Source organism: Streptomyces sp. ADI96-02 (assembly GCF_003846185.1).
In the GTDB taxonomy this organism is placed as follows: domain Bacteria; phylum Actinomycetota; class Actinomycetes; order Streptomycetales; family Streptomycetaceae; genus Streptomyces.
This window is the reverse complement of record NZ_ML123034.1, coordinates 5,822,312-5,842,310: the sequence shown is the minus strand read 5'-3', so window position 1 is coordinate 5,842,310 and position 19,999 is coordinate 5,822,312. Positions and strand designations below refer to the sequence as shown.

Genomic DNA, 19,999 nt, shown 5'->3' with positions numbered 1-19,999 from the left:
AGGCGGGAGCGGCGACGGGGGCCGGGCCTCACCAGCGCACGGGCAGCCGCCGCACCCCGCGCATGAGCAGGCCGGGCAGCCACTCCGGCTCCCCGCCGTCCGGGTCGCGGGCGAGGCGCGGGCAGCGCTCCAGCAGGGCCCCGATCGCGATCCGGGCCTCCATGCGGGCGAGCGGCGCGCCCAGGCAGTAGTGCGCGCCGTGGCCGAAGGCCAGATGCCCCTGGGGCGCACGGCGGATGTCGAAGACGTCCGGCGCGGGGAACCGTTCCGGGTCGCGGTCGCCGGAGGCCAGGGCGACGAGCACCGGTTCGTCGCGCGGTACGAGGGTGGAGCCGACGCGCACCGGTTCCCGGGTGAAGCGGAACGTGGCCGTCTCCACCGGCCCGTCGTAGCGCAGCATCTCCTCCACCGCGCCGTCGAGCAGCCCCGGATCGGCGCGGAGGAGGGCGAGTTGGCGGGGATGGTCGAGCAGGGCGCGGACGCCGTTGGAGATCAGGTTGACGGTGGTCTCGTGCCCGGCGACCAGGAGCAGGAAGGCCATGCCGACCAGCTCGTCGCCGGACAGGCCGTCGCCGCCCTCGTCCCGGGTCCGGATCAGGGCGCTCAGCAGGTCGTCGCCGGGCGTGCGGCGTTTGGCGTCGATCAGTTCGACGAGGTAGGCGCTCATCGCGCCGACCGGGTCGCCCGCGCGCTGCTGCGGGGTGGGTGTGACGATGCCGTTCGACAGGGTGCGGAAGGTGTCGCGGTCGAGGTCGGGGACGCCGAGCAGTTCGCAGATGACGGTCATCGGCAGCGGGAAGGCCAGCGCGTCGACGAGGTCCGCGCTGCCCGCCGGCACCATGGCGTCCAGGAGTTCGTCGGTGACGCGGGCGACGCGCGGGCGCAGTTCCTCGATCCGGCGGGCGGTGAACTCGCGTACGACCAGCCGCCGCAGCCGCGTGTGGTGCGGAGCGTCCAGCTCCAGCATGTTGGCGCTGATCGGGTTCTCCGGGGCGACCCAGCGCCCGGAGGTGCGCCAGTCCTTGCCGAACCGCGGGTCCGCGAGGACCGAGCGCGCCTCCTCGTACCCGACGACCAGCCAGATCCGCTCGAAGCCCTCGGTGCGGACCGCGTGCACCGGGCCCTCGGCGCGCAGCCGCGCGTAGTACGCGTACGGGTCCGCCGTGAAGTCCGGCAGGTTCCGCAGATCGAGCACGTCCATCGTGACGCCCCCCTTCCGTCCGGTCCGCCCAGCGTAGGCCGCCGAAGCCCCAGTCGCCTCCGTCGAGCGGTACCGCGTCGTCACGGCCCGGCCCGGACGAAGGAGTGCGGTGAGCCGGTCGAAGTGGTGCTCGTCGATGATGCGCCCGCAGGAGTCCGCGCGTTGCGGGGCGCGGCCGAAGAGTGCGCGTACCGCGTCGGGCAGCTCGATCTCCGGGATCTTCGCGGTTTGACGGTCTGTCAGTACGTGGTCGGGAGCGACGCAGGTCTGCCCGGCGTTGATCACTCGGTCAGGGCAAGGCGTTCGGCGCCGAAGCAGAGATCGGCGTCCTGGTCGACGAGGTGGGCCCCGAAGGAGGTGATCGGGGCCCACACTCGAACCAGGGCCCTGCCCTGGCAGGGGGGCTCCTCCGTCTTGGGACGCAGGAGCCCCCCTCGGCCGCACGCTGATCCGCCGAGGTTTCGCGGGACAGCCCTCAGGCCTCGCGGTCGCCGAGCCAGTTGCCGTGGAATCCGAACGGGACACGGGTGGGCAGATGGACGGTGGCCACGGGGTCGGCACCGACGTTGTCCGCGTCGAGGAGGACCAGGTCGCTTCGGTCGGTGGCGGCGTCGTAGACGTACGTGGCGAGCCAGCCGGGGCCGCCGGCGTTCTCGTCGGCGGGGACGAACGCGGCCTCGCCGGGTGTCCGGCCGGCGCCGAAATCGTGTGCGGAGGCGGCGCCGGTGGTGAGGTCGTACCGCACCAGGGCGTTTCCGGTCGTGATGTGGCCATGAGAGGAGCTGAGACCGATCAGTCGGTCGTCCGTGCGCGGGAACTCGCCGACGCGGTCGTCGACCTGCTCCTCACGGACCGTGCCGGCAACGGGATCGATGGTCCACTTCCACAGAACGGCCGATATGTCCCCGGCCTCGCTGTCGTCAGCGGGCTTCCGCCACAGTTCGGGGTAACGCATGGCGTGCAGCACGACGGCGCCGCCGGGCGCGTCGTAGGCGTTGAGTGTGTGGAAGACGTAGCAGGGGTCGATGTCGAACCACCGGACTTCGCCGTAGGGGTCGTCCCGACGCAGCAATCCGAACCGCGCGGTGTAGTCATCGTCCCAGGTGAAGGGCATCGTCGTGCCCGTCCTGGCGATCTGGAGGTTGAAGACGACGGGCAGGTCCATGAACACGATGTGATCGGCGGTGAGCGCGAAGTCGTGCATCATCGTGGCCTTGGGCACCTCGATGGGCCTACTGATCGTCAGGGTCCCACCCGCGTCGGCGCGATAGTAGGTGAGGTGAGATGCCTGTCCCCGACCGAAGAAGTGCAGTTCCCCGGTGACCGGGCAGGTCTTCGGATGGGCCGTCATGGCCGTGCCCAGTCGGCCGTCGAAGTCGTAGGGGCCCTTGGTGTCGAGGTCGCACGTCAGCTCGTACGGAAGAGCTGACTCGACCAGCGCGAGGGTGCGGCCGGCGTGCCGTACGACATGGGTGTTGGCCGTGCCCGCGGTCAGGTTCTGGTTTCCCTTGTCGTCGCGCAGTCGCGCGCCGTCGGTGAACCGGGTGGTGCGCACCCAGCGGTTGCGGTAGGAGACGGCGCGTCCGTTCTCCAGGCGGACGCCGTGGACCATGCCGTCGCCGAAGAACCAGTGCCCGGAGGCGGCGTCGGCGGGGTTGGGCCCGTTGCGCAGGTACCAGCCGGACAGTTCGGGCGGGAGGGTGCCGGTCACCGGCAGGTCGTGCGCGGTGAGTTCCTCGGTGACCGGCGCGTAGTTGCCGGACAGATGCTGCGGAGTCGGATTCATGGGGTCACCTCAAGGACGGGGTTCGGGACGAGGCAGGGGCCGCTCCGGCTCCTGCGAGGAGGGCTGGTCCGCTGCGAAGGGCTTCAGGCCGCGTGCAACGTGACCGGAATCCGGCGGACCCCTCGTGGGGACGTGCATGATGGGTCTCTCCTTTCGCCTCTCGTCGCCGTGCGGCGTTGGGAGGGCAGGGGGTTCCACGGCGGGGAATCGGGCGGCTTCCGTGAACCGGCTGTCCGCCGCAGCGGTGGCGTCGGCCGTTCGCACGGCCCCGCGGACCTGGCGACGGAGGGGCCGTGGAATTCAGTCCGTCATGTCGGGCTTTCCCTTGGCCAGGAGGAACATCGCTGCCACCAGGCCCGCCGCGAGGACCGCGGCGGCGACGAAGTACCCGTACTGGATGGCCTTGGCCATGTCGTGGAGGCCGTCGGCGGGCGCGACCGGGTACAGCCGGATGACCGCGCCGATGACGGCCACCCCGAGGGTTCCGCCGAGCTGGCGGACGGTCTGGACGATGCCGGATGCCTGCGGGCGGTCGGCAGCCGGTACGCGGCTGAGGGCGTCGGTGTTGACCGGAGAGATGACGAGCCCCAGCCCGAGACCGACCAGGATCATGCCGGGAACACTGGGCAGGTACGCGACCTCGGTGAGGCCCAGGGCCCACAGGAGGGTGCCGGCGGTCGTCAGGAACAGCCCGGTCAGCAGTGGAGGTCGCGGTCCTGAGCGGTCGTACCAGCGTCCCGCTGCCTGGGCGCCGAGCATGAGCGGCAGGATCAGTGCCAGCGAAGCGCAGCCCGAGCGGACCGGGCCGTATCCCAGCAGGTTCTGCGTGTACAGCGACGAGTACAGCACGAGCCCGAGCATGCTGAACTGCGTGGCCAGCAGCACGATGACGTTCCCGTTGAAGCTGCGGAGCCCCAGCAGCCTGATCTTCACCAGAGGGTCGTCGGAGCGCAGTTGCGTGATGATGAAGAGAGCGGTCAGCGACACTCCGGCGGCCAGAACCAAGAGGGTGCGGGCTGAGCCCCATGTCCACTCGGACGCCTCCTGAAGCCCGTAGACGGTAGTGCCGACTGCGAGCACGAGCAGCAGTGTCTGAGGGACGGACACCGACAGCGCCGGTTGTGCGGGGTTGGCCGGACAGGCCCGTCGTATCAGCAGGAGAGCGGCGAGGCCGACGGGTACGTTCAGCCAGAACACCGCACGCCAGCTGACCCATTCGGTCAGCGTTCCGCCCAGAAGGGGGCCGAGAGCCAGAAAGAGCTGGCCGATGCCCGCGTACAGGCCCATGGCGCGGCCACGCATGGAGACGGGGAAGGCATCCATCACGATGCTTGAGCCGACGGGCATCATCAGCGCCGCCCCGAGGCCCTGGGCGATGCGGCCCAGGATGAGCCAGGCTGGTCCGACCGCGGCGGCCGGTGCGAGCCCGCACAGTGCGGAGGCCGCGAAGAAGACGCAGATGCCGATACGAAACGTGGTGACCGGCCCCAGTTTGGTGCCGAGCTTGCCTGCCATGGCAACGGTCGCCGCCATGGCCAGGACGTAGGCGTTGATGACCCACTGCTGCCCGCTCGCCGACAACGACAGGGACTCCGTCATCGTCGGCAGTGCCACGGTGACCACGGTCTGGTCCAGCATGATCATGGCCAGTCCGCCGGTCATGGCCACGAGCGCCGTCCAGGCCGCGCGGCTCGGCCGGCCTGAGAGGGGCTCCTGATTCGGGGTCGTGCTCGTACGCGCGTGCTGTGCGGTCATGCTCGTACTCGCGTCTCTGTCCGCAGCTCCGAGCCGGCTCCCCCGTCGGTGACGTCCGTGCCCCGGAGCGGGCCGTGGACGGCCGCTCCGGCGGCGTCGGCGGTCTTCACGCCATCGATGGACGAGCGGCTCAGGAACAGGGGGCCGGGTCCAAGGCAGGCGGCCGGTGCCGCCCGGTCCGAGGCGTCGACGCCGAGAGCGGCGCTACTCGCCGCGAACAGGTCGCGGGGGGCCGGGCCGAGCAGAGGAAGGGCGACTCTCACGGTTATTCTCCGATAGCGGAACGAGTGGTGCATCGCCATGCTGGCCCGCGCGGCAGGACTTGACATCCGTCGAATGACAGAGATCTCGGGGCCATCCGCGAGAGACCGTGCCGCACGCGGCGCACTGTGGGCGTGTCGGTGCGGCAGGCCGCTTCCCGCCGTTCATTTCGTCCGCCGGCGGGGAGACGCACGCCGGGGCGGAGGTCCGGCCGGACCTCGCGGCCGGGGGCCGGTCCGGGAGACCGTATGGGCCGCGGACGGGGCCGCGTCGGTGGGCTCAGTTCCCGCACCGCGCGGGTCACGGCCGCCGAGGCCGGGCCGGCCCCTCAGGGCTGACGCTGTGACAGTGCGCGGACCGCGGCTGCGAGTTCGATACGGGTGGCCAGGCCGAGCTTGGCCAGGCTGTGGGAAACGTGTGTCTGCACCGTGCGAGTCGAGACGGACAGCGCGCGAGCGATGTCCGGGCCGGACAGGCCGGAGGCGACCATCTCGCAGACCTGGGTTTCCGTGGAGGTCAGGGCGTCCCACCCCGTGAGCGGGCGAGGACGGTTGCGGGTGTCTTTCAGGCGTACGTCGAGGGAGCGCAGTCGTCCCTTGATCCTTCGGGCGACACCGAACGCGCCGACCTGCGAGGCGCATTCCAGAGCCCGCCGTGCGTACTGCCGTGCCTGATCCTTGGAAACCCCCTTCGCGGAGGCCACCGCCGCCTCCTCCCACCCGGTCAGCGCCGTGAGCGTCTCGCCCGCCGAGTGCGCGTCCACCGCGGCGGCGCGTGCCTTCGCCGTCGCGACGTCGACGTCCGGACAGGCGAGCGCCTCCGCCAGGTGCACCGAGGGCGCGAGCGCGGGCGGCAGCGGACGCGGCAGATGCCGCAAGTCCTGGGCGATCGCCGTGCAGAAGTCCTCGTCGCCTCCCAGGCGCGCTGTTCGGCTGAACTCCGGTGCCACGGTGGCGAGCCACGTGTACGCATGCCGCTCGGTCGCGGTTCGCCACAGGGTACGGGCCAGACGTGCGGCCTCCGCGTGCCGTCGGCGGGCCCCCAGCAGCGACACCTCTGCTCGCCCGGGTTCCGGAAGGCCGAATATGAGCGGCCTCGGCTCGCTGTGCCAGTCCGCGAGCCGCGCCTCGGCCGCGTCGGGATCGCCGCGCAGGACATCGATCATGGCTCGTGATCCCACGGCGTGCGAGGTCCAGGCGAACTCCGTCGAGTCCGCGAGTTCCAGACCGGCGTCGAAAGCGGCGGCCGCGTCGTCCAACCGGCCTGCGTTCATGTCGATCGATCCGCGCAGAAGTTGCTGAGGGAGGCTTGGCCAATGGGCCGCACGCTCTTCCGTCAGCCGCTGGACCTCCCGCATGGCGTCGTAGGCCGCTCGCGGGCCGTTGGCTGAGAGTTCGACGAACGGAGGCCAGATGTGGCTGGAAGCTCCTTCATCCGCGTAGGCATCGGACGACGAGTTCCGGCGCGAAGCCTCCCAGGCCAGTTCCACGGCCAGATGCGGGGACCCGGTGAGACACAGGCGCACTGCCTCCGAGGCCAGGCCGGTCGGCGTCAGGGTGAGCGGATCCGCGGTGAGTGGCCGCAGAGCCAGGGGCTCCAGACCGCCGAGCTGCGTCAGCTGGCGGCGGTGCTGTTGCAGGACGTCACGCGTATGCGAGGACGACGCCTCACCAATGGTCCTGTTCACCAGGGAAAGGGCCTCCTCCGCCTCGCCCTGGGCGGTCAGTGCGAAGATCAGCACCCTCCGGAGCTCTTCGACCTGCCGCGGCTCGGCGGCATGACTGAGGGCCGTGCGCGCCACGGTCTTCGCCTGGCTCGTCCGACCCGAGCGGGACAGCGCTCGCGCCCGTCGGATGGCGAGCGCCGCACCGGCCGTCGAAGGCCCCGTCGCCCCCGTGTGAACGGCCAGCAGGTCCGCCTCCACGGCCGGGGCGTGGGCGAGTTCGTGCTCGGCGTCCTGGACCGCTGAGAGGACTGCCTTCGCAGTGGCTCCGGATGCGATCACGTGCCGGGTGCGGTCGGGGGCGTCCGCCCGCCGGGCAGCGGCGTCGTGCAGCACCCTCAGCAGCGGGGCGGGGACGGTCCGCTCGACGGCGTCGCGGTACCCGGCATGGGTGAAGCCCAGCAACCCGTCGGCGTCGAACGACGCCATTCCGCGGTCGACCAGTACCCGCACGGCCTCCACGACCCTGATCGGCTCCCGTCCCGCGATCTCCGCGATCTCTTCGACCGCCGCGGGCCGCCCGAGGACGGCGGCGATCCGTGCGACCTCTCTGGTCAGGCCCTCCAAGGTCTGCACGGCGGTCGTGACGGCTTCGTCCAGGGAGCGCCGGACCATGCCGTCCGCCTGAGGACCGGGAGACAGGTCCAGAAAGGCACCGGCGCTGAGAACGCCGGCGCGGTCCAGGTCGTCGAGCAGGGTGATCAGGCGCAGGGGGTTGTCCCGGTGCGGCGACAGTGCCGAGCGCAAGCGGCAGGTCGGCCTTTTCCCTGTGCGCTCGAGTACCAAGGCGTCGAAATCCGTCGCGTCCAATGACGGAAGCACGGTCTCGTGGACGACGGGGCTGGACAGCAGGCGCTTGAGGTATTCCCGCTCGGGGCTGGGCCGTCGGCCCACGAGCAGGGCGAGCGGGAGATGACGGGATGCCGCCGCCATCCGGTTCAGCACGGCCAGTGAGGCGGCGTCGGCCTCATGCGCGTCGTCGATGACAAGAACCAGCGGACCTGTCGCGCACAGCGCGTCGAGACGTGCCAGCAACCTGTCCTCGGCGTCCGCCGGTAGCGGGGACCCAAGGTCCAGGCCGAGAAGGCTGTTCGCCAGCCCGTACGGCCCCCTGTCCACCAAGTGAGCTGCGCCGACCTGGCGGAGTGAGGTCGCGGCGTCCGACAACCCTTCTCGCAGCTCGGAGCACACACCGTGCAACGTCCGGCTCTTACCCGCACCGGTCGCACCCGTGACGACGAACGCCGACGGTCCCTGCGAGCCGGGGGTGAGGGCACGGCCCAGGCCCTGAGCAAGGAAGGCTCCCACGTCGCGACGACTGCTCAAGGCGGTTCCCTCATGGTGACAGCCTAAGTCCACGGGCCGGCGGCGTGAGCCCGTCGGCCCGCGCCACCCCGGAGGGCCAGGCGATCCCTCAAGGGTCGTTCCTCCCGGACACAGGGATACCGCGGGCCTTGCCGACGCCCTCTGAGGGCTCTCCCGTAATCCCTGGTGGATCAACGTACGGCGTCGGATGCGGTGCATCACACGACGGAGGAGCGTCCGCATACTGGACGTATGCGGACGTTCCGGTGACGCGGCAAGGTGCCGTAGCTGTCGTCGCACGCCCGCCGGGGACGGCGGGACAGCCCTTAGACTGACGCCTCGATAACCCTGAGGCACGGAGTGGTCACATGGCGGCAGTGCGGGCGGACGGGCGCGTCGAACGCGGCAATCAGACGCGGCAGTTGATTCTCGGACGAGCTGTGCAGATCGCGTCGGTCGAAGGGCTGGACGGGCTGTCCCTCGGGCGGCTGGCCACCGAGCTGAAGCTGAGCAAGAGCGGGGTCTTCGCGCTGTTCGGCTCGAAGGAGGAGCTTCAGCTCGCCACGGTGCGCGCCGCGGTCGCGGTCTTCGTCGACCACGTGCTGCGGCCCGCGCGCTCGGCGCCGCCGGGGCTCGGCCGGGTCCGGCGGCTGTGCGAGGCGTGGATCGCCTACTCACGCGACCGGGTCTTCCGCGGCGGCTGCTTCTTCTACGCGGCCACCGCCGAGTTCGACGCCCGCGGCGGCCGGGTCCACGACGCCCTGGCCTCCGCCCAGACCGGCTGGGTCACCTTCGTCGAGCAGACGATCGAGGAGGCGCGGGCCGCCGGAGACCTGGACGCGGACACCGACGTGTGCCAGCTCGCTTTCGAGCTGATCGCCTTCCTGGAGCTGGCCAACGCGGAGTCGGTGCTCCAGCACAACGGCCTGGGATACGCCAAGGCCGAGCGGGCGATCCTGGCCAGACTGCGCGGCGCGGCGACCCGCCCCACCGCGCTGCCCGCACCGTAGGACCCACCGTGGGACCGCCTCCGGCGGCGCGTACGGCGTACGGCGAGGGCGCACGTGCTCCGGCTACGCGCCGACCGTGCCGAACCGGGCCGGTCCCGCGGGCCGGTAGGTCCGGATCTCGACTCCACGGGCCGTGGTGCGGCCGGAGACCGGCTCCAGTGCGGTCGGCGCCCCGCCCTCCGGGAAGAAGCGCCGGCCCGAGCCGAGCAGCACCGGGAAGACGATCAGGCGGTAGACGTCGACGAGCCCCGCCGCGTGCAGGGCGCGGGCCAGCCGGCCGCTGCCGTGGACCTGGAGCTCGCCGCCGCTCGTCCGCTCCTTGAGCCGGGTCACCTCGGTCACGAGGTCACCCGCGACGACGGTGGTCCCCGCCCATCGCGGGTCCTGGAGCGTGCTGGAGACGACGTACTTCGGCAGTCCGTTCAGGCGCGCGGCGATCAGGTGGTCCTCGTCGGTGATCTTCGGCCAGTACGCGGCGAAGATGTCGTACGTGCGGCGGCCGAGGAGGAACGCGGCGGAGCGCCGGAAGCCCTCGTCCAGGAACCGGCCCAGGTCCTCGTCGGCGTACGGGGCCACCCAGCCTCCGTGGGCGAAGCCGTCTCCGGTGTCCTCGTCGGGCGCGCCGGGGGCCTGGTACACGCCGTCGAGGGACAGGAAAGTGGTGAGTGTCAGATCGGCCATGGCACAGCTCCTTCGTCCGGCGTCCGCACCGCCCCGGCGTCGTCGGGGGCCGGCGGTCGCACCTCGTGGTCTCTGCCCTTCTATGACCGCACGACCGGCGGCGACTCATCGGTCCGACGCCCCGGCGGAACGTCGAGCTGCCCCGTCCCGGCCGCGCGCCTACGCTGACCGGGACGGGCACCGACGGCCGGACGGCGGCGGGAGGGCCGGACGGGACAGACGGGCAGACGGGCGTCCGGCCGGACGAGGCACACGGCCGGACGGGACGGACGGGAAGGACATGACGGACCATGGGCGAAGCGCCGGTTCACACGCTCGACGACGGCACCACGCTTCCTGCGGTGGGCCTCGGCACCTATCCCCTGGACGACGCGGCGGCCGAGGAGGCCGTCGCGGGGGCCCTGGGGCTCGGCTACCGGCTCGTCGACACGGCACTGAACTACGGCAACGAGACCGGTACGGGCCGGGGCATCGCCCGCAGCGGCGTGGAGCGCGAGGACGTGCGGGTCACCACGAAGGTGCCCGGACGGCACCACGGGTACGAGGAGACGCTGGCCTCGTTCGAGGAGTCGCGCGCCCGGCTCGGGCTCGACTACGTCGACCTGTACTTGATCCACTGGCCGCTCCCCCGTCTCGACAAGTACGTGGAGACCTGGAAGGCGATGATCAGGCTCCGGGAGGACGGGCTGGTCCGCTCCATCGGCGTATCCAACTTCACCGCCGCTCATCTGGAGCGGCTGGAGCGGGAGACGGGCGTGCTGCCGTCGGTGAACCAGATCGAGCTGCATCCGCTGCTGCCCCAGGAGGAGCTGCGCGCGGTGCACGCGGCGAAGGGCATCGTCACGGAGAGCTGGAGCCCGCTGGCCCGGGGTCGCGAGGTGCTGGAGGACCCCTCGATCGCTGCGGTCGCCGCGGACCACGGGGTGAGCCCCGGCCAGGTGGTGCTGCGGTGGCACACGCAGATCGGCGCGGTGCCGATCCCGAAGTCGGCGGACCCGGGGCGGCAGCGGGAGAACCTGGACCTGTTCGGGTTCGAGCTGACGGAGCAGGAGCTGACCACGATCACCTCCGGGCGGCGCCGGCGGTTCGGCGGCGATCCGGACTCGCACGAGGAGTTCTGACCTCGGTCAGCAGCCAGCAGTCAGCGGCCGGCCGCTCCGGTCAGCGGTTGCGCGGGGTGACCTCCGTCATCCGGGACCATTGATCGCCGGGTACCTCGACGTTGATGATCTCGGGGATCTCGGCCACCATCTCCGACATCGTCTCGATCGCCGCCTTGAAGTGGTCGGAGTTCACGTGCGCCTCTCCGGCCGCCGCGTCGGCGAAGGCTTCGAGCAGGACGAACTCGTTCGGGTTCTCCACGCTGTAGGACCAGTCGAAGAAGAGGTTGCCGGGCTCGCTGCGGGTGGCGACGGTGAAGTCCTCCAGCGCGGGAAGCCAGTTGTCGCGCTCGGCGACGAGGGCGGTGAACTTGACGGCGATGAAGATCATGGTTGCTCCTGGTCGGGACGTCGGGTGGTGCGGCGCTGTGCCGGCGGGCCGCTCGCCGCACCCCGACCAGGGTGACACACCCTCAGGTACGGGCCGGTCGGGCACACCGCGATGCCCCGCGATCGCGGTGCGCGCGCCGGGGCAGCCCCTGTACTCGCGGTACGTGCGCCCAGCGGCCCCGCTCAGCCGCCCAGTTCCCGGTGCCGGGCCGCCAGGTCCGCCGCGCCGTCGTCGGTGAGCGAACCGTGCAGCCGCAGGCGGGAGATGCCGCCGTCGGGGAAGATGTCGATCCGCACGTGCGTGCCGCAGGCCGGCCGCTCCAGGGCGAAGCGGTGGTTGGTGTCGGGCTGGAGCCGGGTACGGGGCAGGATCTCCGTCCACGCGTCTCCGCTCCCGTTCCCGGCACCGCTTCCGCCGTCGCCGCTGCTGCCGTCGCCACTGCCGCTGCCGCCGTCACCGTCACCGTCGCGGATCGACAGGCTCGCCCAGCCCGCCGCGTTGCCCTTGAGGTAGGCGGTGTCGATCTCGACGGCCCGGATCTCCGACCGCGCGGCGAGCCGGTAGCGGATCCAGTCGTTGCCCCGGTCGCGCCTGCGGCGCGTCTCCCAGCCGTCGTCCATCTTCCGTGAGCGGCCCGGCTGGATGGTGTTGGCGGCCGGGGAGTAGAAGCGGTCGGAGGCGTCCTCGACCCGGCCGCCGTTCTCCAGCGCCGCCAGGTCGAACGTACCGAGGGCGGTCAGCCAGGCGGGGTCGGGGGCGACCTCTCCGTACACGCGCAGCCGGGCGATGCCGCCGTCGGGGTGCTGGTTGACCCGCAGGTGGGTGAAGCGTTGCTCGGCGTCGACGGCGAAGCCGTTGGCCGCGTGGCCGCCGACCGCCGTGCGCGGGACGAGCGTCGTCCACTTCACGTCGGGGGCGAGCAGATCCTCGGGGGACGGGGAGCCGGGCAGCGAGACCGCTTCGACGGACACGGCCTGCGGGTAGTTGCCCCGGAAGTGCGCGGTGTCCACGACGATGCCCCGCACGACGCCCGGCGCGCCGAGGCGGACGAGCGCCCAGTCGTGGTCGTCGGCGGCGGGGTGCGGCTCGGCGGCGGACGCGCCCCGGCGGCGGCGCGTCTCCCAGCCGTCCATGATCTTGCCCTTGTGGCCGAAGTGCTCCGGGTCGAACACGGCGGGTCCGGGCTTGAGCAGGTTCTCGCGCTCGGCGAAGAACTCGTCGTTGGCGGCGATGACCCCGGCCCCGAGGCGGCGGTCGGCGAGGTCGACGAGGTGGGCGAAGGGGAAGTCGGCCGTGCGGTGGTCGGCGTACGGGTCGCCGCCCCCGTACGGGCGGGCGTCGCCGGTGAAGCGCGGTGTCGCGGCGTCCGTCATGATCGGTCGTTCCTTTCGAGGAGGCGGCCGGCGGGTTCGGCGAGGACGCCGTCCGCCGCGATGCGGACGCCGCGCAGCCAGGTGGAGCGCACGACCCCGTGCAGGGTCCGGCCGGCGTAGGCGGTGACCTGGTTGCGGTGGAACAGTCCGGCGGGGTCAACGGTGAAGGCCGCCTCGGGGGCGAGGACCGCGAAGTCGGCGTCGCGGCCGGCCTCGATGGCGCCCTTGCGGGACAGTCCGGCGAGCGCGGCCGGGGCGGCGGACATCCAGCGGGCGACGTCGTCCAGGCCGTGGCCGCGCCTGCGGGCCTCGGTCCAGACGGCGGGCAGCCCGAGCTGGAGGGAGGAGATGCCGCCCCAGGCGGAGGCGAAGTCCGGGGTCTTCAGGTCCGTGGTGCAGGGCGAGTGGTCGGAGACGATGCAGTCGATGGTGCCGTCCGCCAGCCCGGCCCACAGGGCGTCCTGGTTGGCGGCCTCGCGGATGGGCGGGCAGCACTTGAACTCGGTGGCCCCGTCCGGGACCTCCTCGGCGGTCAGGGTGAGGAAGTGCGGGCAGGACTCGACGGTGACGCGGACGCCCTCGCGCTTGGCGGCGGCGATCAGCGGCAGGGCGTCGCCGGAGGACAGGTGCAGGACGTGGACGCGGGCGTTCAGCCGCCGGGCGTGGGCGATGAGCCCCGCTATCGCGGTGTTCTCCGCGTCGCGCGGCCGGGAGGCGAGGAAGTCGGCGTAGGCGGGTCCGCCGCGCTGCGGGGCGTCGGCGAGGTGGCCCGGGTCCTCGGCGTGCACGATGAGGAGCCCGCCGAATCCGGTGATCTCCGCCATGGCGCGGGCCAGCTGCTCCTGGTTGAGCTCCGGGAACTCCTCCACCCCGGAGGGCGACAGGAAGCACTTGAAGCCGAAGACCCCGGCCTCGTACAGCGGGCGCAGGTCCTTCGTGTTGGCCGGGATCGCGCCGCCCCAGAAGCCCGTGTCGACGTGCGCCTTCGGTGCGGCGACCCGCTGCTTGATCCGCAGGTGCTCGACGGTGGTGGTCGGCGGGAGCGAGTTGAGCGGCATGTCGAGGAGCGTGGTGATGCCGCCCGCCGCCGCGGCCCGCGTGGCGGTGTGGAAGCCTTCCCACTCGGTGCGGCCCGGGTCGTTGACGTGGACGTGCGTGTCGACCAGTCCGGGGAGCAGGACGTCGTCGCCGAAGTCCTCCCGCCGCGCGCCGCCGGGCGTGTCGGCGTCGTACGGCAGGACCGCGTCGATCACACCGCCCGCGACGGCGACGGAGGCCGGACGGATGCCCTCGGGGGTGACGACGCGCGTCGAGCGCAGTAGCAGGGTCACGTCCGGATCGGACACCTGTGCTCCTTCACACCAGTTCACACCAGTTCACACCAGTTCACTCCAGGAATTCAACGAACTGTTGAAACTATCGGGAGTCTTCACGCGCGCATCACCCTCGTCAAGACCCACCCTGCCGCGCCCGGAGACGGCGGACCACCGGTGACTCGACGGATCGCCCGCCCGTCGCCCCACCCTTCACCCCACCGATCGCACCATCGAAGACCCCGTCGAAGACCTCGCCGAATACGTCTCCGAATACCTCCCCGAAGACCTCGCGCGCCGGACCTCTGGAGATTTCCACAGAGTAAAAGTCTCCTTTCGGACTGCGGAAGGTAAGTTGGACGGGGAGAGGCGTCGCCGAACCGCCCCGCCGACCGCCGACACCGGGGCGGAACCGTCCCTGACCGGCCCGGACGGCCCCCGGGGAGCTGTGGGCCGATCGGGGACCGCCCGGTAGGCTGCTGCCTCGCCTTCCGCTTCGAAAGGACCGTTGACGTGCCGCCGTCCCACGCCAGCACTGCCGACTCCAAGCCCTCCGGTTCCAGCGGTGGGGTGCAGTCCCTTGAGCGCGCCTTCGACCTGCTGGAGCGGATGGCCGACGCCGGGGGCGAGGTCGGACTGAGCGAGCTGTCCGTGAGCAGCGGACTGCCGCTGCCGACCATCCACCGGCTGATGCGGACGCTGGTGGTCTGCGGTTACGTTCGCCAGCAGCCCAACCGGCGGTACGCGCTCGGGCCCCGGCTGATCCGGCTCGGCGAGTCCGCCTCCCGGCTGCTCGGCACCTGGGCCCGCCCCTACCTCCAGCGACTGGTCGAGGAGACCGGCGAGACGGCGAACATGGCTCTGCTGGACGGCGACGAGGTCGTCTACGTCGCCCAGGTCCCCTCGAAGCACTCGATGCGCATGTTCACGGAGGTGGGCCGCCGGGTCCTGCCGCACTCCACCGGCGTCGGCAAGGCGCTCCTCGCACACACTCCGGCCGACGAGGTCCGCTCGCTGCTCGCCCGGACGGGCATGCCCGCCGCCACCGAGAAGACGATCACCACGCCGGAGGGCTTCCTGGAGGCCCTGGAGCAGGTACGCCGGGCGGGTTACGCGGTGGACGACAACGAGCAGGAGATCGGGGTCCGCTGCCTGGCGGTCCCGGTCCCGAACTCCCCCACCTCGGCGGCGATCTCCATCTCGGGTCCGGCGGGCCGGGTCACCGAGCCGGCGACGGAGCGGATCGTGCCGATCCTCCAACAGGTGGCGAAGGAACTCTCGGACGCGCTCGCGAGCAGCGGCCCGAGCGCCTGAGCCCTGCTCCCCGCCCGGCCGCGTGATCCCGGAGCCACGCTGGTGATCCCGGAGCCACGCTTGTGAGCCCCGGGCTCAGGTGCGCGGCGGCTCCCCGAAGAGGTCGACCGCGTTGCGCACCTCGCGCAGGCCGGCGGCGAGGGCGCTGACCGAGCCGATGGAGCCGGCGATCAGGAGCAGCGACCGGCGCAGCCGGGGAATCTCCGGCACGCCGCGCACGGCCATGGCATCGAGTGCCGCCAGCTCGTCCTCGGCGATCGGCCGGTCCGGGAAGTCCACGGGAAGTCCGGCCAGTTTACGGCGGAGCCGGGAGACGGCCGTACGCAGCTCCGCCACCCTCGGGTCATCAACGCTGCCGGTGATCCGCTTCTGCCCCACGCTTCGCAACACAGCACTCCCCCTCGCGCACATCTGTGCCGGTGTGTCCCCCGCGCCCAGGACCATGACCAAGTGCCTGGCGCTGCGCGCAAGTTAACGCCATGACAGGGCGTGTGCGCCACTCTACAGACAGAAATCAGGGTTCCCCCTGAGAGTGACTTGCGCGTCGCCTGTGCGAAGGGGCCGGTGGTATCCAGGGAACATGGCTTCTGACACTTCACCTCCGCGGGTCGCCGGGGTGCTGCTGGCCGCCGGAGGCGGTCGCCGGCTCGGCGGGCGGCCCAAGGCGCTGCTCGAAGACCGCGGCAGTCCTCTCGTCGAACACGCCCTGCGCTCGCTGCGCGAGGGCGGCTGCGGACCGCTCCACGTGGTGCTGGGCGCGGGGGCCGACCGGGTGCGCGCCCGCGCCGACCTCGCGGGCTGTGTGGTGACACTCAACCCGGACTGGGAGCGGGGCATGGGCACCTCGCTCCGGCTGGGCCTGGCCGCACTGGCGGACACGGCGGCGAGGGACGTGACGGCGGCCGACGAGGCAGTGGACGGGTCGGCGGACGCGGCGCTCGTGCTGCTGGTCGACCAGCCGGGGATCGGGGCCGAGGCGGTGGCCCGGGTGCGTTCCGCCTGCCGGTCGCGGGCGGATCTGATCGCCGCCGCGTACGGCGGAGAGCGCGGGCATCCAGTGCTGTTCGGCGCTCAGCGGTGGGCGGACGTGGCGGCCGGCGCGGTCGGCGACAAGGGAGCGCGGGAGTACCTGCGGGAGCACCGCGACGCGATCAGGCTCGTGGAGTGTTCGGACGTAGCTCAGGCGTACGACATCGACACGCCGGAGGATCTGAGCCGTCTGGAGTGACGTGGCGGGACGCGCGGCCCGTGGTGGCGGCGGCACTCCGCGCCACGTCGGGCCGTTTCCGTCGCCCCGGAGGGTCTCGACATCAACAAACCATTGAACTTCCACTATGAGAAAACTACTATCCACTGGTCAGAAGCCCGTCGGAAGCCCTCCCACCTCAGACGGCACTCACGGCCGCCCTCCCCGAGCCCTGGCACGCCGTGCCGTCTCAGGCGTCCCGGCGGCCGTGCGACGCCGCCGCCCGCTGAAGGAGTGACCGCTCATGCCCGTACCAGCGCCGTCCACGCCGGCCATCGTCGATGCCGAGCCCCTGCCCCGGCAGGAAGAGGTCCTGACCGACGCGGCCCTCGCGTTCGTGGCCGAGCTGCACCGGCGGTTCACCCCGCGCCGCGATGAGCTGCTGGCCCGGCGCGGTGGGCGACGCGCCGAGATCGCCCGCACCTCCACGCTGGACTTCCTGCCCGAGACGGCGGCGATCCGCGCGGACGAGTCCTGGAGGGTCGCGCCGGCCCCGGCCGCTCTGAACGACCGCCGGGTGGAGATCACCGGTCCGACCGACCGCAAGATGACCGTCAACGCCCTGAACTCGGGCGCCCGCGTCTGGCTCGCCGACTTCGAGGACGCCTCCGCGCCCACCTGGGAGAACGTGGTCCTCGGCCAGCTCAACCTGAGCGACGCCTACGCGCGCCGCATCGACTTCACCGACGCCGGGTCGGGCAAGTCGTACGCGCTGAAGTCCGCCGACGAACTGGCCACGGTCGTCATGCGCCCGCGCGGCTGGCACCTGGAGGAGCGCCACCTCCAGCTCGACGGCGTCACCGTGCCCGGCGCGCTCGTCGACTTCGGCCTGTACTTCTTCCACAACGCCGAGCGCCTGATCGCCCTCGGCAAGGGCCCGTACTTCTACCTGCCGAAGACCGAGTCGTACCTGGAGGCCCGTCTCTGGAACGACGTCTTCGTCTTCGCCCAGGACTACGTCGGCATCCCGCAGGGCTCGGTCCGCGCGACCGTCCTGATCGAGACGATCACCGCCGCGTACGAGATGGAGGAGATCCTGTACGAGCTGCGTGACCACGCCTCCGGGCTGAACGCCGGCCGGTGGGACTACCTCTTCTCCATCGTCAAGAACTTCCGTGACGGCGGTGCCAAGTTCGTCCTGCCGGACCGCAACGCGGTCACGATGACGGCCCCGTTCATGCGGGCCTACACCGAACTCCTCGTCCGGACCTGCCACAAGCGCGGCGCGCACGCCATCGGCGGCATGGCGGCCTTCATCCCCTCGCGGCGCGACGCCGAGGTCAACAAGGTCGCCTTCGAGAAGGTCAAGGCCGACAAGGACCGCGAGGCGCACGACGGCTTCGACGGCTCCTGGGTCGCCCACCCCGACCTGGTCCCGATCGCGATGGCCTCCTTCGACGCGGTCCTCGGCGAGAGGCCGAACCAGAAGGACCGGCTGCGCGAGGACGTCTCGGTGGCCCCGGGCGACCTGATCGCCATCGACTCCCTGGACGCCGTGCCCACGTACGACGGCCTGCGCAACGCCGTCGCGGTCGGCATCCGCTACATCGAGGCGTGGCTGCGGGGCCTGGGCGCGGTCGCCATCTTCAACCTCATGGAGGACGCGGCCACCGCCGAGATCTCCCGCTCCCAGATCTGGCAGTGGATCAACGCGGACGTGGTCTTCGAGAACGGCGAACACGCCACCGCGGACCTGGCCCGCAGGATCGCCGCCGAGGAACTGGCCGCCGTCCGCGAGGAGATCGGCGAGGACGCCTTCGCCTCCGGTACGTGGCAGCAGGCCCACGACCTCCTGCTCCAGGTCTCCCTGGACCAGGACTACGCGGACTTCCTCACGCTGCCGGCCTACGAGCAACTGCGCTGACACCCGCCGGACCGTCCCGGGGTCGCCCCCGAACGCCCCGGGCGGCCCCGGGCCGCGACTGCCGCACCTCGCGACCCGCCGCACCTCGCGCCCACCGTGCCGGGGTGCGGCGGGCGCGCACGTACCGGGTTCAGGGCCGTGTACGCACGCCCGGCGGGCCGATCTCCGCCCACACCGTCTTGCCCGGAGCGCCTGGCCGGGGGGTCACGCTCCAGCGGTCGGCCAACTGTGCGACCAGGTAGAGCCCGCGGCCGGATTCCACGTCGGGTGCGGGCGTGGTCTCGCCCGGTGTGCGGGGCAGGTCCGCGCCGCGCGTGTCGGACACCTCGACGCGCAGCACCGGCCCGTACGCCTCGGTCAGCCGGAGGTGGAAGTCGCGTCCGGGCACCCGGCCGTGCCGCGCGGCGTTCGCGGCCAGTTCGGCGGCGATCAGGGTGACGGTGTCGTTGAGGCCGGAAGCGTACGGATGGCCCCACTCGTCCAGGCGGAGGGAGACGAGCCGCCGGGCGAGCCGGGCGCCGCGCGGGGTGGCCGTGAAACGCATCGCGAACTCCCGGGTGGCACGCACCGGTTCGGGCCGTCCCACGGGAGGGGTAATTGCTTCGTTCATGAGGAAAACCCTGGCCGTACCCCGCTAGCGTGACCAGCAGGAACGCGCTGACGGACCAGGGCTGTACGGCGATGCGGCGCGCGCTGTACGCAAGGTGGTGCGTGACGTGCGTACGGCGGAGTCACCGACGGGACGAGCGCGGAGGTACGGGCCATGGCGGAGCGGGATCAGCCGGATGCGGCGCACGAGCCGGGGACGGGCGTGCTGGCCTTCTTCGGCCGGCAGCTGAAGCTGTTACGGGTCGCGGCGGGGCTGGAGCGCCCGGAGTTCGGCTCCATGACCGGTTACTCGGCCTCCACCATCGCGGCGTTCGAGCAGGGGCGTCGGATTCCGCCGGGCAAGTTCATCGACCAGGCCGACGAACTGCTGCGTGCGGGCGGCGTCCTGAAGGCAGGCAAGGACGAGGTGGCGCGGGCGCAGTATCCGGCGTTCTTCCGGGACGCGGCGCGGCTGGAGGCGGAGGCGGTCGAGTTGTGCGCGTACGACACGCTCCTCATCAACGGGCTCCTCCAGACGGAGGAGTACACGCGTGCGCTGCTGACCGAGCGGCGGCCCCTGCTCGACGAGGCGACCATCGAACAGCGCGTCGCAGCGCGGCAGGCCCGCCAGGACATCTTCAACCGCTGGCCCGCGCCGCTGCTGAGCTTTGTGATGGAGGAGCACGTCGTGGCCCGAGGGCTGGGCGGCCGTGCGGTGCGCCGGGGGCAGTTGGAGCAACTGCTGCTGATCGGCCAGAAACGCAACGTCGAACTCCAGATCATGCCGACCGACCGCGAGGACAACGCGGGCGTGGATGGCCCGTTCACCGTGATCACCCGGCAGAACAGCGACCAGATCGGCTACCTGGAAGTGCAGGGCCGGAGCACACTGGTGAGCGACCGGGAAGAGTCCCGCGCGCTGGCGGCCCGCTCTGGGATCATCCGAGCGCAGGCTCTCACTCCGCGTGAGTCTCTGGCCTTCATCGAAAAGTTGCTGGGAGAGGTATGAACGTCGAAGTGACCACGGAAACCGCCGACGCGCCGCACTGGTTCAAGAGCAGCCACAGCGGAGCCGAGGGTGGGCAGTG

The 19,999-nt window shown here is 71.7% G+C and carries 17 protein-coding genes; 6 read left to right on the top strand and 11 right to left on the bottom strand.

All coding sequences use genetic code 11. The features are described from left to right. Positions 1-28: 28 nt before the first annotated feature. The 5 genes from EES43_RS25675 to EES43_RS25655 all read right to left on the bottom strand — a co-directional run bounded on the left by EES43_RS25675 (position 29) and on the right by EES43_RS25655 (position 8,250). On the bottom strand, positions 29-1,201 hold the full coding sequence (locus EES43_RS25675) for a cytochrome P450 family protein (protein ID WP_124272154.1): 1,173 nt from the start codon (positions 1,199-1,201) through the stop codon (positions 29-31). 475 nt (positions 1,202-1,676) lie between these two features. Then, positions 1,677-2,987 carry a carotenoid oxygenase family protein gene (locus EES43_RS25670; protein ID WP_124270938.1) on the bottom strand — a complete coding sequence of 437 codons (1,311 nt, stop codon included), beginning with the start codon at positions 2,985-2,987 and terminating at the stop codon, positions 1,677-1,679. A 300-nt stretch (positions 2,988-3,287) separates the two neighbouring features. Beyond that, positions 3,288-4,742: an MFS transporter gene (locus EES43_RS25665; RefSeq protein ID WP_124270937.1), complete on the bottom strand. Its 1,455-nt coding sequence runs from the start codon at positions 4,740-4,742 to the stop codon at positions 3,288-3,290. After that, complete coding sequence (locus tag EES43_RS25660; protein WP_124270936.1) at positions 4,739-5,005, bottom strand: hypothetical protein; 267 nt, start codon at positions 5,003-5,005, stop codon at positions 4,739-4,741. Before EES43_RS25660 ends, EES43_RS25665 begins: the two co-directional genes overlap by 4 nt. A 326-nt stretch (positions 5,006-5,331) precedes the next feature. After that, positions 5,332-8,250: a helix-turn-helix transcriptional regulator gene (locus tag EES43_RS25655; protein ID WP_241192727.1), complete on the bottom strand. Its 2,919-nt coding sequence runs from the start codon at positions 8,248-8,250 to the stop codon at positions 5,332-5,334. A 149-nt stretch (positions 8,251-8,399) separates the two neighbouring features. On the opposite strand from EES43_RS25655, the gene EES43_RS25650 reads away from it, so the two are divergent. Continuing rightward, positions 8,400-9,041, top strand: coding sequence for a TetR/AcrR family transcriptional regulator (locus EES43_RS25650; RefSeq protein ID WP_124270934.1), 642 nt, complete (start codon positions 8,400-8,402; stop codon positions 9,039-9,041). Positions 9,042-9,104: 63 nt separating this feature from the next. On the opposite strand, the gene EES43_RS25645 is transcribed toward EES43_RS25650, so the two are convergent. Continuing rightward, complete coding sequence (locus EES43_RS25645; RefSeq protein ID WP_124270933.1) at positions 9,105-9,722, bottom strand: dihydrofolate reductase family protein; 618 nt, start codon at positions 9,720-9,722, stop codon at positions 9,105-9,107. A 290-nt stretch (positions 9,723-10,012) separates the two neighbouring features. On the opposite strand from EES43_RS25645, the gene EES43_RS25640 reads away from it, so the two are divergent. Next, on the top strand, positions 10,013-10,843 hold the full coding sequence (locus EES43_RS25640) for an aldo/keto reductase (RefSeq protein ID WP_124270932.1): 831 nt from the start codon (positions 10,013-10,015) through the stop codon (positions 10,841-10,843). Between the two features lie 40 nt (positions 10,844-10,883). Here EES43_RS25640 and EES43_RS25635 read toward each other — a convergent pair whose 3' ends face one another. From EES43_RS25635 to allB, 3 genes are all read right to left on the bottom strand, one after another. Then, a complete protein-coding gene (locus tag EES43_RS25635) occupies positions 10,884-11,213 on the bottom strand; it encodes a putative quinol monooxygenase (protein ID WP_124270931.1) in 330 nt (109 codons plus the stop codon). A gap of 182 nt (positions 11,214-11,395) precedes the next feature. Further along, positions 11,396-12,586 (bottom strand): allantoicase, encoded by a 1,191-nt coding sequence (gene alc / locus EES43_RS25630; RefSeq protein WP_124270930.1) that lies wholly within the window; start codon positions 12,584-12,586, stop codon positions 11,396-11,398. Then, a complete protein-coding gene (gene allB / locus EES43_RS25625) occupies positions 12,583-13,932 on the bottom strand; it encodes an allantoinase AllB (RefSeq protein ID WP_124270929.1) in 1,350 nt (449 codons plus the stop codon). The genes alc and allB overlap by 4 nt, the downstream gene beginning before the upstream one ends. A gap of 480 nt (positions 13,933-14,412) precedes the next feature. Here allB and EES43_RS25620 point away from each other — a divergent pair, with 480 nt between their 5' ends. Next, complete coding sequence (locus EES43_RS25620; protein ID WP_124270928.1) at positions 14,413-15,213, top strand: IclR family transcriptional regulator; 801 nt, start codon at positions 14,413-14,415, stop codon at positions 15,211-15,213. Positions 15,214-15,288: 75 nt separating this feature from the next. Here the strand turns inward: EES43_RS25620 and EES43_RS25615 are convergent, their stop codons facing one another. Beyond that, positions 15,289-15,591, bottom strand: coding sequence for a DUF5955 family protein (locus tag EES43_RS25615; RefSeq protein ID WP_124272153.1), 303 nt, complete (start codon positions 15,589-15,591; stop codon positions 15,289-15,291). A 202-nt stretch (positions 15,592-15,793) separates the two neighbouring features. Here EES43_RS25615 and EES43_RS25610 point away from each other — a divergent pair, with 202 nt between their 5' ends. After that, entirely contained in the window at positions 15,794-16,441 is a 648-nt protein-coding gene (locus tag EES43_RS25610) for a nucleotidyltransferase family protein (RefSeq protein WP_124270927.1), read from the top strand. Positions 16,442-16,703: 262 nt separating this feature from the next. After that, positions 16,704-18,323 carry a malate synthase A gene (aceB, locus tag EES43_RS25605; RefSeq protein WP_124270926.1) on the top strand — a complete coding sequence of 540 codons (1,620 nt, stop codon included), beginning with the start codon at positions 16,704-16,706 and terminating at the stop codon, positions 18,321-18,323. A gap of 130 nt (positions 18,324-18,453) precedes the next feature. Here aceB and EES43_RS25600 read toward each other — a convergent pair whose 3' ends face one another. Then, entirely contained in the window at positions 18,454-18,933 is a 480-nt protein-coding gene (locus EES43_RS25600) for an ATP-binding protein (protein WP_241192534.1), read from the bottom strand. Between the two features lie 153 nt (positions 18,934-19,086). Between EES43_RS25600 and EES43_RS25595 the strand changes: the two genes are divergently transcribed. Beyond that, positions 19,087-19,920 (top strand): helix-turn-helix domain-containing protein, encoded by an 834-nt coding sequence (locus tag EES43_RS25595; RefSeq protein ID WP_124270925.1) that lies wholly within the window; start codon positions 19,087-19,089, stop codon positions 19,918-19,920. Positions 19,921-19,999: the final 79 nt, after the last annotated feature.